This window comes from Pelistega suis (assembly GCF_013133795.1).
Lineage (GTDB): Bacteria > Pseudomonadota > Gammaproteobacteria > Burkholderiales > Burkholderiaceae_B > Taylorella > Taylorella suis.
The window spans coordinates 674,652-692,785 of record NZ_JABGBN010000001.1 but is presented as its reverse complement, the minus strand read 5'-3'; the positions used below and the strand labels follow the sequence as shown (position 1 = coordinate 692,785).

Annotated in this window: 17 protein-coding genes; 3 read left to right on the top strand and 14 right to left on the bottom strand. The window is 41.0% G+C overall.

Annotation, left to right across the window (positions count from 1 at the left end):
• The 4 genes from HKX39_RS10605 to rpsO form a co-directional block, all read right to left on the bottom strand.
• On the bottom strand, window positions 1–203 hold a 203-nt coding region (locus tag HKX39_RS10605; RefSeq protein ID WP_216605023.1), incomplete at its 3' end, for a hypothetical protein.
• Entirely contained in the window at window positions 172–492 is a 321-nt protein-coding gene (locus HKX39_RS03275) for a hypothetical protein (protein ID WP_171679864.1), read from the bottom strand. The genes HKX39_RS03275 and HKX39_RS10605, both read right to left, overlap by 32 nt.
• Before the next feature lie 119 nt (window positions 493–611).
• Entirely contained in the window at window positions 612–2,792 is a 2,181-nt protein-coding gene (gene pnp / locus HKX39_RS03270; RefSeq protein ID WP_171679863.1) for a polyribonucleotide nucleotidyltransferase, read from the bottom strand.
• A 152-nt stretch (window positions 2,793–2,944) separates the two neighbouring features.
• The gene (rpsO, locus tag HKX39_RS03265; protein WP_171679862.1) at window positions 2,945–3,214 is read right to left on the bottom strand and encodes a 30S ribosomal protein S15; all 270 of its coding nucleotides are present in this window, start codon (window positions 3,212–3,214) and stop codon (window positions 2,945–2,947) included.
• Window positions 3,215–3,426: 212 nt separating this feature from the next.
• Between rpsO and HKX39_RS03260 the strand changes: the two genes are divergently transcribed.
• Window positions 3,427–3,957 carry a hypothetical protein gene (locus HKX39_RS03260; RefSeq protein WP_171679861.1) on the top strand — a complete coding sequence of 177 codons (531 nt, stop codon included), beginning with the start codon at window positions 3,427–3,429 and terminating at the stop codon, window positions 3,955–3,957.
• 86 nt (window positions 3,958–4,043) lie between these two features.
• On the opposite strand, the gene pssA is transcribed toward HKX39_RS03260, so the two are convergent.
• Window positions 4,044–4,811 carry a CDP-diacylglycerol--serine O-phosphatidyltransferase gene (gene pssA / locus HKX39_RS03255; protein WP_171679860.1) on the bottom strand — a complete coding sequence of 256 codons (768 nt, stop codon included), beginning with the start codon at window positions 4,809–4,811 and terminating at the stop codon, window positions 4,044–4,046.
• 114 nt (window positions 4,812–4,925) lie between these two features.
• On the opposite strand from pssA, the gene HKX39_RS03250 reads away from it, so the two are divergent.
• Window positions 4,926–5,342: a YqaA family protein gene (locus HKX39_RS03250; RefSeq protein WP_171679906.1), complete on the top strand. Its 417-nt coding sequence runs from the start codon at window positions 4,926–4,928 to the stop codon at window positions 5,340–5,342.
• 46 nt (window positions 5,343–5,388) lie between these two features.
• Here the strand turns inward: HKX39_RS03250 and HKX39_RS03245 are convergent, their stop codons facing one another.
• The 7 genes from HKX39_RS03245 to ilvB form a co-directional block, all read right to left on the bottom strand.
• The gene (locus tag HKX39_RS03245; RefSeq protein WP_216605022.1) at window positions 5,389–6,591 is read right to left on the bottom strand and encodes a Fic family protein; all 1,203 of its coding nucleotides are present in this window, start codon (window positions 6,589–6,591) and stop codon (window positions 5,389–5,391) included.
• 256 nt (window positions 6,592–6,847) lie between these two features.
• On the bottom strand, window positions 6,848–7,996 hold the full coding sequence (locus tag HKX39_RS03240; RefSeq protein ID WP_171679858.1) for a methionine aminotransferase: 1,149 nt from the start codon (window positions 7,994–7,996) through the stop codon (window positions 6,848–6,850).
• A 1-nt stretch (window position 7,997) separates the two neighbouring features.
• The gene (locus tag HKX39_RS03235; protein ID WP_171679857.1) at window positions 7,998–8,783 is read right to left on the bottom strand and encodes a transporter substrate-binding domain-containing protein; all 786 of its coding nucleotides are present in this window, start codon (window positions 8,781–8,783) and stop codon (window positions 7,998–8,000) included.
• Window positions 8,784–8,861: 78 nt separating this feature from the next.
• Complete coding sequence (locus HKX39_RS03230) at window positions 8,862–9,638, bottom strand: transporter substrate-binding domain-containing protein (RefSeq protein ID WP_171679856.1); 777 nt, start codon at window positions 9,636–9,638, stop codon at window positions 8,862–8,864.
• A gap of 274 nt (window positions 9,639–9,912) precedes the next feature.
• Window positions 9,913–10,929 (bottom strand): ketol-acid reductoisomerase, encoded by a 1,017-nt coding sequence (gene ilvC / locus HKX39_RS03225; RefSeq protein ID WP_171679855.1) that lies wholly within the window; start codon window positions 10,927–10,929, stop codon window positions 9,913–9,915.
• Window positions 10,930–11,061: 132 nt separating this feature from the next.
• Window positions 11,062–11,553 (bottom strand): acetolactate synthase small subunit, encoded by a 492-nt coding sequence (gene ilvN / locus HKX39_RS03220; protein ID WP_171679905.1) that lies wholly within the window; start codon window positions 11,551–11,553, stop codon window positions 11,062–11,064.
• Between the two features lie 9 nt (window positions 11,554–11,562).
• Window positions 11,563–13,284, bottom strand: coding sequence for a biosynthetic-type acetolactate synthase large subunit (gene ilvB / locus HKX39_RS03215; RefSeq protein WP_171679854.1), 1,722 nt, complete (start codon window positions 13,282–13,284; stop codon window positions 11,563–11,565).
• A 488-nt stretch (window positions 13,285–13,772) separates the two neighbouring features.
• Here ilvB and HKX39_RS03210 point away from each other — a divergent pair, with 488 nt between their 5' ends.
• Complete coding sequence (locus HKX39_RS03210) at window positions 13,773–15,983, top strand: FUSC family protein (protein WP_171679853.1); 2,211 nt, start codon at window positions 13,773–13,775, stop codon at window positions 15,981–15,983.
• A 6-nt stretch (window positions 15,984–15,989) separates the two neighbouring features.
• On the opposite strand, the gene HKX39_RS03205 is transcribed toward HKX39_RS03210, so the two are convergent.
• Together HKX39_RS03205 and yaaA are read right to left on the bottom strand one after the other, a co-directional pair.
• Window positions 15,990–17,219: an MFS transporter gene (locus HKX39_RS03205; RefSeq protein WP_171679852.1), complete on the bottom strand. Its 1,230-nt coding sequence runs from the start codon at window positions 17,217–17,219 to the stop codon at window positions 15,990–15,992.
• 91 nt (window positions 17,220–17,310) lie between these two features.
• Entirely contained in the window at window positions 17,311–18,099 is a 789-nt protein-coding gene (yaaA, locus tag HKX39_RS03200; protein ID WP_171679851.1) for a peroxide stress protein YaaA, read from the bottom strand.
• Window positions 18,100–18,134: the final 35 nt, after the last annotated feature.

The window sequence follows — 18,134 nt, the reverse complement described above, 5'->3', positions numbered from 1 at the left end:
AATGCACTGATAATCCAGAAGTCATTTTTAAAATCACCAAAAAACTTCTCAAACATAGCACACGAAATTTCTATAGAAGTAAGACCCTTTTCATAGGGTTCTGCGTACCCAATCCATCTATTGCTACTAGAAAAACCGTCAAACTTAATTCTAGCTAATGATACGCTACGACTATTTTCTATCAATTTTAATGATTTTTCCATCATTGATTCCTATCGTAATTTTCCTTTTGTTACTTGGTGGTTCCCCATTTAGCCCTACTTTCCATTCTCCTTCTTTATCCGAGTGTTTAGACCCACTTTTTTCCCAAATTTCCCCTGTATACTTATTTTTAAAACCCCGATTTCCTTTTTGCTTAGTAAAATCATCTGGGTGGGATGTAGGTGTTCTCACTATATCACCTGGTGATGCTAAATTTACCTTTTTCTTAGGGTTAAATCTAAAGTCTTGAACAACAGGGATACCTTTAACATTGGTATTGAACTGGCACAAATTAAAAGGACTGCCTCCTGTTCAATACAGATGGCAGTCCTTTCTTTTCTTAACTAAACTGTCCAGGTTTAGGGGACAGTTCATCAGAACTGGCTTTTTTAGTTTGCGAATAACGTTTGTTATTCAGCCGTAGGCGTTTGCTCCTGAGTCACAGGCGCTTGCTCTTGAGCGTCTTGAGGTACTGAACCTTCTAGACCCTCTAAGCCACCTAAGGCTTTCGCAGAGAGACGTACACGACCACGATCATCCGCTTCGATGACTTTTACCTTCACTTTTTGACCTACTGATAATACATCATTGATGTCATTAATACGGTAATTCGCAATCTCAGAGATATGGAGTAAACCGTCACGACCCGGTAGAATTTGTACGATACCACCAAAGTCTAATAGACGTTGTACTGTACCTTCGTATACCTGACCAACTTCTACAACAGCCGTTAATTCAGCGATACGGCGCTCTGCCTCTTTCGCTTTTTCTAAATCAGCCGAAGAAATCGTTACAACACCCTCATCCGTAATATCGATTTGGCAACCTGTTTCCTCTGTTAAGGCACGGATTGTTGCACCACCCTTACCGATTACATCACGGATTTTCTCAGGGTTGATTTTCATTGTTAGCATACGTGGTGCAAAGTTGGATAACTCTTCACGCGAACCACTGATAGCGGCTTTCATTTTGCCTAAAATATGTAAGCGACCTTCACGTGCTTGCGCTAATGCCACTTGCATGATTTCCTTAGTAATACCTTGGATTTTGATATCCATTTGAAGTGCTGTAATACCGTTTTCAGTACCCGCTACTTTAAAGTCCATATCACCTAGATGATCCTCATCACCAAGAATATCGGTGAGTACCGCAAACTTATTACCTTCTTTGATAAGACCCATCGCTACACCAGCAACGTGATCACTCACTGGCACACCTGCGTCCATCATCGCTAACGAACCACCACATACTGACGCCATTGATGAAGAACCGTTAGATTCTGTAATTTCAGAAACCAAACGGATGGTGTATTGGAAATCATCATGTTTAGGTAATGTCGGTACAAGCGAACGCTTAGCTAAACGACCATGACCAATTTCGCGGCGTTTTGGCGTTCCAAAACGACCACACTCACCAGTCGCAAATGGAGGCATATTGTAGTGAAGCATAAAGCGATCACGTGTTTCACCGAGTACAGAATCAATGATTTGTTCATCAGATTTCGTACCTAATGTCGCTACTACTAAAGCCTGTGTCTCACCGCGTGTGAATAACACGCTACCATGCGTGCGAGGTAATACGCCTAAACGGATAGAGATAGGACGTACTGTACGTGTATCACGACCATCAATACGTGGCTCACCATTTAGAATTTGACCGCGAACAATCGCTGATTCTAGTTCAAAGATAATATTATCGACAGCGACTTCATCAGGAGCCTCTTCACCACGCTCTGCCGCTTGTGTCGCTAATGCCTCTTTCGCTTGAGCAGCAACTTCTTTTAATTTGCTAGAACGCTCTTGTTTTTGACGAATTTGATAAGCCGCTTTTAAACCTTCTTCTGCAACGGCTTTTACCGCAGCGATTAAAGATTCATTCTTAGGTTCAGCTTGCCAATCCCACTCCGGTTTACCCGCTTCTGCCACTAATGCATGAATCGCATTAATAGCGGCTTGCATTTGCTCGTGACCATATACCACGCCGCCTAGCATCACGTCTTCGCTCAGTTGATTCGCTTCAGATTCAACCATTAATACTGCTGTCTCAGTACCCGCTACCACTAAGTCCATCGCAGACTCAGCCACTTGGCTAACTGTTGGGTTTAACACATACTGACCATTGATATAGCCTACACGCGCAGCACCGATTGGACCATTAAATGGCACACCTGAAATCGCTAACGCCGCTGACGTACCAATCATTGACACGATATCTGGATCGATTTCTGGATCAACAGACAATACATGCACAATCACTTGTACTTCGTTATAAAAACCTTCTGGGAATAATGGACGCAATGGACGGTCAATTAAACGAGACGTTAATGTCTCTTTTTCGCTTGGTTTACCTTCGCGTTTGAAAAAACCACCAGGAATACGACCTGCTGCATACGTTTTTTCAACATAATCCACGGTTAGTGGGAAAAAATCCTGTCCTGCTTTGGCTTGTTTTGCGGCCACCACTGTGGCTAATACCACAGTATCACCCATAGATGCCACCACAGCACCTGAAGCTTGACGAGCAATCTCACCTGTCTCTAAAACAACTGTGTGAGCACCATACTGGAACGATTTACTAACTTTATTGAACATTGATGTTCTTCCTTTTAAGATTTTGCCTTTATCCACTACAAAATACACCATGATGCTATGTATTTAGGCAAATTTAACAATAAAAAACCGCACACAGAACCTAAGCGCTGTGCACGGTCTTGAACCCTAATATTACCACAAGGGTACAATGATTACTTACGTAAACCTAATTTAGCAATTAGAGCTGTGTAAGCTTCTGGGTTACGACCTTTTAAATAGTCTAATAACTTACGACGACGGCTAACCATACGCAATAAACCACGACGAGAGTGGTGATCTTTCTTGTGTGTTTTGAAGTGTTCTGTTAGCTCGTTAATATGAGCAGTTAATAAAGCCACTTGAACTTCTGGAGAACCAGTGTCACCCGGTGTACGAGCAAATTGACTTACGATATCCGCTTTCTTGATGTCTGCTACTGACATAATTTATTCCTTTTACTAGCGTCAGCGGTGAATAGTTGCTGACGTGATGTTAAAAATAGGTTAAAAACCCAACAATTTCTCTACTCATTTCTACTATTTAGCAGTAAACTAGCTAGAGTAAGCCACTACTTCTAAAGTTTTGACTTAAGCTAGCATTATATATGAGTTTTGACTAAAAAGACAGACTCCAACCCTTTTCATACAAAAATATCATGAAACCTTCGCGTATTCACAACAAAACACTCGCTCGCTATGCAGTTCCGTTATTAGCCGTTCTTTTAAGTGCTTGTAGCACTTATCGTGATATTCCAGCCAATAGTCCAGAACAACTTGTTCTCTCTAAAATGGGATGCCCGACACATCAATGCCAATTACCTGATGGAAGTCGTCGTTTGATTTGGTCAACACAACCAAGCGGACAATACGCTTATGGAACAACCATTTCTAAAGAAGGTATTGCAGATAAAGTAAGCGCTTTACTCACCGAAAGTCATTTTCGCCGATTAAATGAGGGAATATGGACACAACAAGCCGTTGTCTGTGAATTTGGCCCTCCTGCTGAAACAGGACGCACAGGTCTTGGTGAAAAAAATGAAGTCGTTTGGACTTATCGTTATAAACAAGCCAACTATTGGAACAATGTCATGTATGTATACTTTGGTAGACATGGTGAGCAAGTGACACATTACCACTCTGGCCCTGATCCGCGTTATGAGGTTGAGTTACCTTTTTTCTTTGACTAAAACGACTCTGTTCTATAGGTAGCTTAAGTCAGATAAAAAATACCTCCAATAGACATGGAGGTTATTTTAATAAAAACGCAGCAGATTTAATCTTCTTTATGGCGAATATCGGCGAGCGCTCTTGCTCTTTTCCAACGAATAAAGAAAACCACCCACCCAGAAAGAGCATACACCACAAATAACAAAAAGAGCATAATTGCCGGATCAAGCGCAATAATTGCAAAAGTAAGCACCAAAGTCAGCAACAACCAAACCGGTGGTTTCTTACCAACATCGCCCTCTTTACGCTTAAGCATAGACTTGCCACTAAAGAAAGGTGCAGTAGAAATCATCGTCAAACCCGCATAGACGGTTAGCACAAAAGCAATCCACTGCATAAAATCCGTTGTCGGAATACGATTCTCAGCGCTCAACCAGACAAATCCCGCTAATAAAGCAGCCGCAGACGGACTCGGTAAACCTTGGAAAAAACGACTATCTACAATGGCGATATTCGTATTAAAACGCGCAAGACGTAATGCCGCACCTGCCACATAAATAAATGTCGCGATTAAACCAACACGACCTAAGCTATCTAAGGCATAAGAATACATCACTAACGCTGGTGCCACTCCAAATGACACCATATCCGCCATAGAGTCATATTGCTCACCAAAAGCAGACTGTGTATTGGTCAAGCGAGCTACACGACCATCCATACCGTCCAATAGCATCGCTACAAAAATCGCTGTCGCTGCCATCTCAAAGCGACCATTCATCGCCAACATAATCGCAAATACACCGGCAAATAAATTACCCGTCGTAAACGCATTGGGCAATAAATAAAATCCACGATGTGGTTTTTGAGCAGTCATGAGCTCGTCCCTATATGATGAGTAATCCTACATTTTACTATTTTTCTTGAATTTCGCACTAGACAATCCCAAATAAAGGTATCATTTTCTTTCAATCGTTGTTTATCACCCTTGATGTTTTCATACTTCTTATTATTTATTAGTGCTTTTGGTGCAGCAACCCTCTTTCCTTTTCAATCCGAAGCCTTGCTAGCTGGATTGATAATGACTGGCGAGCGCTCACCTACAGCGTTGCTCATTGTCGCTACCATAGGCAATGCCTTAGGCTCCTGCGTGAACTGGTGGCTAGGCACACGCTTAGAACGCTACAAAGATAGAAAATGGTTCCCTGTCTCAGAGAAAAACCTAAGTAAAGCACAAGCGATGTATGCCAATCACGGTTCCCTTCTGCTACTCTTTAGTTGGTTACCGATTATCGGTGATCCAATCACCCTCGTCAGCGGCGTACTTAAAGAGAAATTTTGGAAGTTTCTGATATTAGTCACCGTGGCAAAATTTGTACGGTATTGGTTGGTGTATTTAATGGTATAAAAAAGGAGACATATTATGCCTCCTCTAACTACCAAATTATCAAAATTTATTGAATATGGTCCTCGAACTCTTCCATCTGCAATAAAGCAAGAGCCTGATTCGTTAAGCGATACTTTTGATTTCGACTACGTGGTTTATCAGAGATAGTCATCTCAATTACCCCTTGCTCCATAGCAGGTGATAGGTAAAACTGTCTAAAATATTTACTATCTTTTAATTGCAGTTGAGTCATCATTTCTAATTTACTCAACGGGTTATTTAATCTTTTGAGTAACAACATTACCTCTCTTACTTGGGGGGTAACTTGAGGGGTAACTTGGGGGGTAACTTGGGGGGTAACTTGGGGGGTAACTTGCGTGCGATACTCCGAAATAAAACCAGTATGAATTGGTAACCTAGTCAAGAAAAAAGTACGTTCATCATCTGTTTCAAAAATCGGTACTGGTGATCCATTTTCATACATCGCGCGTAGAATCTTAGGTATACCTGTTGATCTCCCCTCTGTTAAGTCCAACTCTTTTAAAAACTCACCAATACGACGATTGCGATAACGACGACTAACTGCCTTACCTGATTGTAAATCATCCATCTTAATAGATCTTTCCGGACCAGGGAAACTAAGAACGGCTAATTCTTCTGAAGTAATACGAATTTCAATAGGTTCACGAGTTTCGTAAGAACGATGATATACAGCATTAACTACAGCCTCTTCAATCGCTGCTAATGGAAAATTGAAAAAACGTTCAGCTCGTGCTTGATTAGGATGTTTAATCACAACCTCCCGAAGATAGCGATTTTCAATATACGTTAATGCTGCTTGTGTAATTCTACCTAGTGGACCTTTAAAAATTTTTTCTTCAATAATATCACCACCCGTACCATCAGGGAAATACACTACATCAATTTGAGTAGCAGGAAAAAAATATTCAGGATTACTATTAAAAAACAATAATCCTACATTCTTCGGAAAGAGCGCCTCTTCCAATCCTCCTACAATATTCATTCGCTTACCCAATGTCTGCACAGATAAATTCTGTGCATCATCAGCTAATCCACTTTTGACCTCAACAAGAAACTCTCTGATTAAGTGAGCTTCCAAATCTTCCAAGGTTGCAACTTGATTATACCGATCATCGAAAGGAATTTTATTTGCTAACCCTAATAATTCTTGCTCGTCATAGCCTTTTGCTCTCACAGTACTAGTATGTCTACGAATATAGTAACCACGCTCTAATTTACCTTTACTCAAACTAACTCTACACTTATATGGACGCATCTCACCTAAGTATACGTTAAATAAATAACGATAAGATACTCTTTCTAAATTTACAGATTGAATTATTTAAACTCTTTTTCACTCTTTATAACTCTACTCAGTTTAGTTTAAACTGGTATAAAAAGCCTGCGACAATGGCAATCAAGATGGCTGCGACAACTATCGTAGACTAAATCAAAAAGGCTACTAACCCCTTCATCAAAAAAGGAGACCCTCGGTCTCCTTGCTATCACACACGTTTTAAACGTTCCGCCGCTTTACGCAGCGTCTCATCATCTCTGGCAAAGGTAAAACGAATTAAACCCGTATCTTTTGGCTCAGCATAAAAAGCTCCGGTAGGAATACCCCCCACTCCGATATCAGCTATTAGATGCTTCACCATTTCCATATCGCTACCGCTATTAAAATGATTAAATCGCACTAATTGGAAAAAGCCACCTCGGCAAGGTAATACGTCAAAACGAGAAGCCGCTAACCCCTCGCGAAGAATATTACGTTTAGTCTCAAAAATGCGGTTTAACGTTAAATAGTATTCTGGCTTGAGCAATACCTCGGCTAAGGCATACTGAATCGGTGTGTTTGCACTAAACATCAAGAACTGATGAACTAATCTCACCTGCTCCATTAAATTAGCCGGTGCCACACAACACCCCACTCGCCACCCAGTCACTTGATAGGTTTTACCAAAAGACGTAATCACAATCGAACGCTCTGCTAACTCGGGATAGCGCGACATAGAGCGATGAATCTCCCCATCAAAGACCATATGTTCATACACTTCGTCCGAGAGAATAATCATATCCGTGTCTTTGGTCAGCTCTTTTAAAGCGGTAATATCGTCTTCCGTTAAGATACGACCCGTAGGATTATGCGGAGAATTAAGGATAATCATCCTTGTCTTCTCATTGATTAACTGTTTCACTCTCTCCCAATCAATCGCAAAATCAGGGGCAAGCAATTCAACGGCAACAGGTTTGGCACCTTGTAATCGTACAATGGGTGCATAGCTATCAAACCCAGGCTCAAAATAAATCACTTCGTCACCACTATGCACCAGTCCAGCAATACTGGCATAAATTGCCTCGCTGGCACTTGGCATAATGGTGATTTCATTTTCGAGGTCATAGCGGTGTCCATAAAGTTTTTCAATTTTATCGACCATACGCTGACGCAAACTTTCCAAGCCAATCATCGGTGCATATTGATTATGTCCTGCTTGCATCGCTCGATGAACATCATCAATCATTTCAGGTGCCAACATAAAATTAGGCGCCCCTTGTGATAAACCGACGACATCCGGATATTGCGCTAACAAATCCGCCATGACGGTGAAAATAGTCGTGCCCACACTAGGCAACTTCGAAGTGATATTAATCATATTAGTGAGATTTCGCTACCCAGTCTGCATTGAAATATTTCTTAGAAAGCTCAGAGATAAATCCCTCTTTCTTCAATGCTTCAATCGCTGTATCTAGACGCTCTTTTAAGGCTTTATCGTCTTTACGCACACCAAAACCTGTACCCACACCTAATACGCTAGGATCATCGGCAAAACCATCGACTAATTTAAAGTCTTTACCTTCTGGCTTATCTAAAAATGTCGCACGAGCGCTCGGTGTTTTTTGTAAAGCTGCCTGAATACGGTTACTCGCTAAGTCCGCATACACCTGATCTTGGTTTTGATAAGACACCACTTTTACGCCCTTCGCTTGCCAATGTTTTTTCGCAAAGCTCTCTTGTGCCGAACCTTGTAAAACACCAACCGTCACGTCTTTTAGGCTATCCGCTGTCAAACCAATTTGGGCATCTTTATGTGCAATTAATTGAGAAGGTACATCATAAATAGGCACAGTAAAATTAATCACGCGCTGACGTGGCTCTGTGATATTCATCGCCGAATTAATAAAGTCAAACTTACGCGCATTTAAGGCTGGAATCAAACCATCAAAACTTGATTCAACCCATTCACATTTAACATTCATTTTGGCGCATACTGCCTCGCCTAGCTCAATATCAAAGCCAACTAATTTACCACTTGCATCTTTACTTTCAAATGGAGGGTACATCGCCTCTACACCGATTTTTAAGGTTTCTGCTTGTGCAGTAGCACTCAAGCCAGTGAACGCCCCTAAAGCTAAGGTCAATGCCATGCATAATTTTTTCATACTTACTTCCTTTTGTTTAATAAAATTTTGCCGTAAATACGACTGGACTAACGCTCTTTATCAACGCGATACGATTAACTACTTCGCTGTCCAATCGGCTTGGAAATACTTCATTGAAAGCTCTTTAATAAAACCCTCTTTTTTCAACTCATCAATCGCCTTATCTAAACGCTCTTTGAGCTCAGTATCCTTTTTGCGCACACCAAAGCCAATACCTACGCCCAACACTTCTTTGTCTTCGGCAAACTGCGCGATATGTTTAAAATTAGCCCCAGCATTTTTTTCAAATAAGCTAGAAGCTGAGTTCTGGAATGCACCCTGAATACGTTTATTTTCTAAATCAGCATATACCTGATCTTGGTTTGGGTAAGAAACCACTTTGACACCATTAGCTTGCCAATGTTTTTTAGCATAACGCTCTTGAGAAGAGCCTTGTAATACGCCCACAGCGATATTTTTCGCTTTGAGACTTTCGGCACTTAAATCATTTAGGTCAATATCCTTTGCCACGATTAACTGAGAAGGCACGTCATAAATCGGCGTTGTAAAATTAATCACCTTTAAGCGTTGCTCTGTGATGTGCATATTGGAATTAATAAAATCAAATTTACGGGCATTTAACGCAGGAATCAGACCATCAAAACTTGACTCTACCCATTCGCACTTTGCTTTTAATTTAGCGCATACCGCATCGGCCAATTCAATATCAAAGCCAACCAGCTTACCACTCTCATCTTTACTTTCAAAAGGTGGATACATCGCTTCCACACCAATTTTTAAGGTTTCTTCTTGTGCGGCGACACTCGTTAAAGCACCGAATGATAATGCGATAGCTAAACATAGTTTTTTGATCATCTCTACTCCCTAATATTTCACTTTATTAACGTCCTCGAACGTAAGCCTACGCCTAGTTCAAACTTAAATCAACTTTCTGTTGTTTATCCTACAGATAATAAAATTTTAGCCTATTTTATGCACTGTTTTTGTGCAAAATATTAAATCAACATATATACGTTTAAAGCAAAACCCCTGCTCAATTTGAACAGGGGTTTATTAACGAGCCTCCTTTTCAGGATTACCTCACGCACATGCAGGCTTGCTCTTAATCTCTTAATAAAAGCGATTAAAATTAGTTTTTGCTTTGGTCCACTAATTTGTTTTTCGCAATCCAAGGCATCATCGCACGTAACTTAGCACCCACTTGCTCAATCTCATGCTCTGCATTGATACGACGACGAGACGTCAATGTCGGTGCACCCGCTGCATTTTCTAGGATAAAGCTCTTCGCATATTCACCTGTTTGAATATCTTTCAAGCATTGGCGCATCGCTTCTTTAGTCTGTGCCGTTACCACACGAGGACCTGTGACATACTCACCATACTCCGCATTATTAGAGATTGAGTAATTCATGTTAGCGATACCACCTTCGTAAATTAAGTCTACGATAAGTTTTAACTCGTGTAAGCACTCAAAGTAAGCCATTTCTGGAGCATAACCCGCTTCAACTAATGTCTCAAAACCACATTTGATTAACTCAACGGCACCACCGCAAAGAACGGCTTGCTCACCGAATAAGTCAGTTTCTGTTTCTTCACGGAAGTTCGTTTCGATAATACCCGCACGACCACTACCAATCGCACTTGCATAAGATAAAGCGATATCACGCGCAGCACCTGATTTGTCTTGGTGAACAGCGATTAATGCTGGCACACCACCACCTTGTGTATACGTACCACGTACTGTGTGACCCGGTGCTTTTGGCGCCACCATGATTACGTCAACATCTTCACGAGGTACCACTTGACCATAATGTACGTTAAAGCCGTGAGCAAACGCTAATGCAGCACCTGCTTTCATATTTGGACCAACGTGGTTTTTGTACACTTCAGCGATATTCTCGTCTGGTAAAAGAATCATCACCACATCAGCATTTTTCACAGCATCAGCCACTTCAGCAACTTGTAAACCGGCATTGACGGCTTTATTCCACGAAGCACCACCTTTACGTAGACCTACTGTCACTTTTACACCAGAATCATGTAAGTTAAGTGCATGTGCATGACCCTGTGAACCATAACCAATAATCGCAACTTGCTTACCTTTAATTAAACTTAAATCGCTATCTTTATCGTAAAAAACTTTCATTGAAAATACCTCAAAATAAAAAACTATAAAACGGCTAAATTTGAAAAAATTTTTGATTCAAAAAGGAATCTATTACTACAAATTTTGTATGAAACACCTATCCATTACCACTAGATAAGCTATTCATCATACTTAAACTTTTAAAATACGCTCTGCGCGACCAATGCCTGATACACCTGTACGAACGGTTTCTAAAATCGAACTTTTCTCAAGGGTATTAATAAAGGCTTGAATCTTTGCTTGATCGCCTGTTAATTCAATGGTGTAGGTCTTGTCCGTCACATCCACGATATGCCCACGGAAAATCTCTGTCAAGCGCATAAGTTCTTCACGCTCTTTACCCACAGCGCGCACCTTAATCATCATCAGTTCACGCTCAACGTGCTCGCCCTCTGTTAAATCAACTACTTTGACCACATCCACTAAACGATTGAGATGCTTAGTAATCTGCTCAATCATCTCATCAGAGCCTGTTGTCATAATCGTCATCCGTGACAAGGTTTGATCCTCTGTCGGAGCTACCGTCAATGTTTCAATGTTATAGCCTCGTGCAGAAAATAAACCTACTACGCGTGATAAAGCACCGGGGGCATTCTCTAATAATACAGAAAGAATATGTTTCATCATGCGCTCCTATTTATCATCTGGACCTAAAAGCATTTCAGTAAGACCCTTACCTGCTTTTACCATTGGCCACACATTTTCTTCACGATCCGTAATGATATTTAAGAACACCAGACGATCTTTATATTTACCAAAGGCATCACGAATAGCGGGTTCCACATCTTCCTTACGCTCAACTTGAATGCCTATATGACCATAGCTTTCCACTAATTTCACAAAATCAGGAATAGAATCCATATAAGATTCAGAATAACGTTTTTCGTAGTCAAGCTCTTGCCATTGGCGAACCATACCCAAATAACGATTATTCAAACATAAAATTTTTGGCGTAAAACCGTATTGTTTACATGTCGCCAATTCTTGAATATTCATTTGGATAGACCCTTCACCTGTAATCACAGCAACTTGGGCATCAGGATTAGCTTTTTGAACACCCATCGCATATGGCAAACCTACACCCATCGTACCTAGACCGCCCGAGTTAATCCAACGACGCGGTTGATTAAAACGATAGTATTGCGCTGCCCACATTTGGTGTTGCCCCACATCGGAGGTCACAAAGGCATCACCCCCCGTCACTTCCCAAAGTTTCTGCACCACAAATTGCGGTTTAATCACATCTGCTTCCGTATCATAAGCTAAGCATTGACGTGATCTCCAAGTATTCACCTGCTCCCACCAAGCCTTTAAGGCTTTTGCTTGTTTTTCGCGAGGATCGCCCAACTCTCGAATAACAGTATTAAGCTCCTCTAATACTTCCTTCACACTACCAACAATAGGAACATCAGCACGAACACGTTTAGAAATAGACGATGGATCAATATCAATATGAATAATTTTGCGCGGTTGTGACATAAAGTGTTTTGTATTACCTACAACACGATCATCAAAACGAGCACCGATAGCAATTAATACATCACTATGTTGCATCGCCATATTCGCTTCATACGTACCATGCATACCTGGCATACCGACATAATGCTCATCAGACGCACTCAGCGCACCCAACGCCATTAAGGTCGTTGTACAAGGCGCACCAACTAGGTGGACGAATTCTTTGAGCTCTTCTGAAGCATTGGCGAGAATAGCGCCACCACCCACATACACCATGGGGCGTTGCGCTGCAGCTAACATCTGAGCAGCTTTTTTAATCTGACCACTATGCCCTTTCGTTGTAGGCGCATAGGAGCGCATCTTTACTTCAGCTTTAGGCGGTGTGTACTTACACATCGCCATCGATACATCTTTAGGGATATCCACCAATACTGGACCTGGACGACCTGTTTTGGCAATATAAAACGCCTTACGCATCGTATCAGCTAAGTCTTTAACATCTCGTACAAGGAAATTATGCTTAACACAAGGACGTGTAATACCAACAGCATCACACTCTTGGAAAGCATCTTCACCTATAGCTCTAGAAGGTACTTGACCACTAATAATCACCATGGGAATAGAATCCATGTAGGCCGTCGCAATACCAGTAACCGCATTGGTCAAACCGGGACCACTCGTCACAAGACAAACACCAACTTCCTTGGAAGAACGAGAATATGCATCAGCGGCATGGACAGCCGCCTGCTCATGGCGAACAAGAATATGTTCAAAATCTTTTTGTTTATAGATGGCATCGTAGATATATAATACTGCACCACCTGGGTATCCGAATATATGTTTAACGCCCTGTTCGGCAAGGCAACGCACGACAATATCAGCGCCTATAAGTTCCATTTTTTATGTCCTTTCATAACTAGCCCAACCGGATTGATTTGGTTTTAGGGTACTTAGGTGAAGTGATAAAACTCACAGCGTTTCAAATCTCACAAAGACTATCCACCTGCAAACCTTACTCACTCAACGCTTAAGAATCAACCAGTCAGCGCAAATAGCGTGTAGCACGCAATGAGTTCGAAACGGAGGTCGCTATACCAACTTATGGTCAATATAACAACGATTTTTCTATATAAAGAGGCGCAATCAATCGCTAGCGGGTAGCTAGCTTTTCTGCTTACCAACAACTTCTTGGGGTATAAGAAGAATATAAACTTTAACGCATTGCAAAAAATAATGCAAACTCGCACTTGCGTTTTTGAAAATTTTCCAACAACTTATCATAATATCGTGCCGTAAGACGTATTCTTTTTATGACTTTCCCATATGATTTATCACTTTCGTGCGTGATAAAATCTCCACTAAATCATTTTCTGCATTATTGCACTATGTATATTTCGACAGGCAAATTCAATCGTATCATCTCTGGTCCACATCCCTTTTTTGCATTACGACAAGGGATTGGTGTGCTACTTCCTATTATTATCTTAATTGGTTTTCTAAAAGAGTATCACTTTGGATTTGCCTTTTCTGCAGGTGCACTCGCGATTGCGATTATTGACCAACCCGGTGGCACCAAACGTTTCCGCATAAAAGAAATGCTTTTTGGTTTGATTGCTGGGAACTTAGCCGTGCTCATTACGGGTCTAACACGTCCATTCCCATCGATTATCTGGGTAGTCATTGCAGCACAAGTATTTTTATTTTCCATGCTCTCTGTGTTCGGCAAACGAGGAGGTATTGTTGGCTTTGCTTGTCTACTGATGATGCTACTATCACTAAGTTTAGACGCTCAAGGAACCGATATCTTTTTCTACAGTTTAATTACACTTGCAGGTAGTACGTATTACTTTTTATTTAGCATCACCATCAGTCATTTTTTTCGTCTACATGAAGAACGCCTTACGCTAGCGAGTGCAGTCTATGCCACCGCTGACTATATGCGTGCTAGAGCAGCCTTTTATGATATCAATAACGACTTAGATACCTGCTTTCGTAAGCTTCTGCCCTATATGATTACCATGACAGATGCTCACCAAGCCGCTCGTGATAATGTATTGCGTAATCTTCCCGAAGACCACAAAGATCACCAACGACAACGTATCGTATTGTGGAATGTCTTTATTGAAATGATTGCCTTATTAGATACCATGGTGGCGACACAAACCGACTATGAAGTGCTCCGTCAACGCTTCCAAAATCATGATGTCATGCTCTTTATGCGTGATACCTTAATTAAACTAAGCCGAACATTACAACGTTGCGCACTCAAACTCGCCCATAATTCCTCGGTAAATTATCGCAATAGCGTCAAAGCCGAACTACGCGCCATTGAATATGAGTTAGAACGTTTTAAAGCAGAAGGGATAGTAAAAGATGAGCCTGAAATCTATGCTCTCGTTGTACAAGTATTGCGTCGCTTACGTAATGCGGCTCGCTACGTCGATATTATTGCGGACAATCTTCGCGAAGGCGAGGTAAAACCTCTTGATGCCTTACGCCGTGATAAATCTTTACTCCAATTTCGTACCCATCAATCCTTACGTCTACAACCTATTCTCGATAATATGCACATGGGTTCGGCTATCTTTAGATATGCCTTACGTGTTACCTTGGCAATTACTATTGTTCAAGCCATTACCAATACCATTATTATTTTTTACCCAGATAATGCCTTAGTAAGTAAATTGATTACCCATAGTCATTGGGTGACGATTACCATTTTACTCACCATGCGCCCCGGTTTTGCACTCACCCGTCAGCGCACCATGATGCGTCTACAAGGGACGGTTGTCGGTTGTTTACTCACGCTAGGCTTATTTAGTATTAGTGGTAATGCCATTTTCCTCACCGTAACCATGCTAATTGCGATGATTCTAGGGCAAGCACTTATCGTGAATCATTTCCGCTCTGGCTCCATGTTTATCACTATCTATGTACTGATTGGCTTTCATTTTATTAGCCCCGATATTTTTACCATCATCGGTGAGCGAGCTTTAGATACGGTGATTGCCAGTATTATCGCTTTTGCTTGTAGTTTTGCTTTCCCATGGTGGGAAGAAAACCAAATTATTAAATTAGCAGAGCGTACTATCCAAGCAAGTCAGCAATATCTGCAAAAAGAGTTAATGTTTATTGACTCTGTATTGACGAAAGGTATGGGTGGTGATAACTACTCAGCAGCCACCTTTGCGCATAATCCACTCTATATTGATTTACAGCTTGCTCGTCGTGACATTCATAATGCTTATGCCGCTTTTGCAGATAGCTATGCACGTATGCTGAGTGAACCAAAATCACATCATATTAATATTGGTAGCTTAAACCGTCTCATCATGTCATTAAATACGATGACCAGCCAGATTAATTCGCTAGGACCTTTATTAGTAGCATTAAAAACGCTCGGACCTGACCTATCCAAACAATTTGACTATATTCTGACACTATTAGAACCTCCCTCACCAGAGACCATTATCCCTGAGCCACCAGCCCATTTAGACAATACCCCAGAGAATCAACCTTTTATGCTACCCGTTAAACAAATGCAAAAGGCAGCACAAACTATTCGACAAGAAATCCAAGTATTAAAAAATGACTAAAAAGGGCTAATCAAACCGTTGGGGGTCAACTTTTAAAGGTCTAGGCCAAAAGAAAATAATGGCGGTGATGGTCTGTATCGCTAAGAAAAATGACCATGCCGTCATATGCGCAATAGCAGGATATTGTCCATTGGGTAATTTATCCCACATATCCACAATATAACCAATCAATAATTGTGTGAGGAAAATAGACGAAAAAAACACCACATTATAAGACGTGGTAACACGCCCCAAAATATGTGCAGGAAAAATCTCCGCCCCTGAGGCAAAATTAACGGTCCAACTGGAGCCAGCAAAACCAAAGACAAACCATGTTATCACTGCTGGTACAGGAACTTCTAAAATCAGTAAGAACTGGATAAGCATAAAACTCAGCATACCAATCCCACTAAAATAATGCAGACTAATCCCTAATGCCTCTACACGACGCGCCAATAGCCCCGTCGAGGCTGTCCCCAATACCATCGAAATACCAATCAACGAGACATACCCAGCAATTTCCGCAGGACTATATTGCAATACCTCTGCCATATAATGACGTACCCAAAGCGTATGCGCTGCATAGAACATCCCCCCTGTTGTCGCGGGTAATGATACCCAGCGCCAAAAGGTCGGTGTTTTAAAAATCTTAATCGTCCCTTGGCATTGTGCTTTAAAACTAAGTTGGTGTGAAGTATGTGTATCAGGCAATAAGACCCAAATACTTACCGCAATAACAGCGGTGACCATAGAAATAACAATGGTAATCGTGGACCAATGAAAATACTCTAGTGCAAAGGTTAACGGCGCACCAACAACAACTCCCCCTAAACCACCAATAGCAACAGTTAAACCTGTCAGCATAGGTAATCGTGCTAGAGGAAAGTTTTGCGTATAGATTAAAATACTACCCGCCAAACCAACGGCAATACCAATCCCAATGAAAATACGTCCTACTAGCAAGCCCGTAAAACTGTCGGCTAAAGCATAAATCAGACCACCTATCGCACAAATACACAATAAGAAGGCATGGGTACACTTAGGCCCCCATTTATCTAATGCCAATCCTGCTGGTAATTGGAATAAGGCAAAAGCAATAAAATAAATGCTCGTTAATAAACCTAAACTGGTTGCAGACAGTTGGAGTTCTTCAATCAGAAATGGAGCAAAGGCAACATTAACGCCTCTAAATAAATTAGAAATAAAATAGGCAAATGCAAATAGAAAGAAAATTTTTATGCCTGTGCTGTCTTTCATACAATGTCTCCTTGTATCCTACACCAAGCCTATCAAGGTGCAGATACACCCTCTCTGAGGATTTTTAAGCATGCACTTATTTAAGTGTAAACTATTTAATTAATGACTTATCTAGTTTGCGACGAAACACAAGTTTATCCTTACTTGATACCTCAGCGTCATAATGATAGCCCTCAACATCAAAAGATAATAAATCTTCTGGTGTTTTTGCCTGATGTTCAATCGCAAATCTTGCCATCAAACCACGTGCACGTTTAGCATTAAAACTAATGACCTTATACGTCCCATTTTTATATTCTTGGAAAACACATTGCACGACACGTGCTTTTAAGGTCTTTAAGTCTACCGATTTAAAGTATTCTTCTGAGGCTAAGTTAATGATAATCGGTGCTTTGTCCGCCTCTAAACGCTCATTGAGATAAGTTGCAATAGTCGAGCCCCAATAAGCGTATAACGTCTTACCTGCTGGGTTTTCTAGACGAGTCCCCATCTCTAAGCGATAAGCTTGCATTAAATCTAATGGGCGTAATACACCATACAGTCCACTCAAAATCGCCACATGCTCTTGCGCCCAGTCCAGTTGCTTTGCATTTAAGGTATGTGCTTCCAATCCCTCATAGACATCACCATTAAACGCTAACAGGGCTTGACGAGAATTTTCTAGCGAAAAAGTCGGCTCCCATTCTGCATAACGGGCGACATTGAGTTCCGATAAAGCTTGACTTAAGTCCATCAACTCCGCAATCTCTTGAACTGATTTTGTACGTAAAATATTAATTAAACTTTCCGCCTCTTTTACAAATAAAGGCTGCGTATACTTTTGCACCTGTAATGGCGTGTCATAATCTAATTTTTTTGCGGGTGATAATAGAAATAGCATAATAAAACTCAAAAAATATAATCTGTTTATATTAG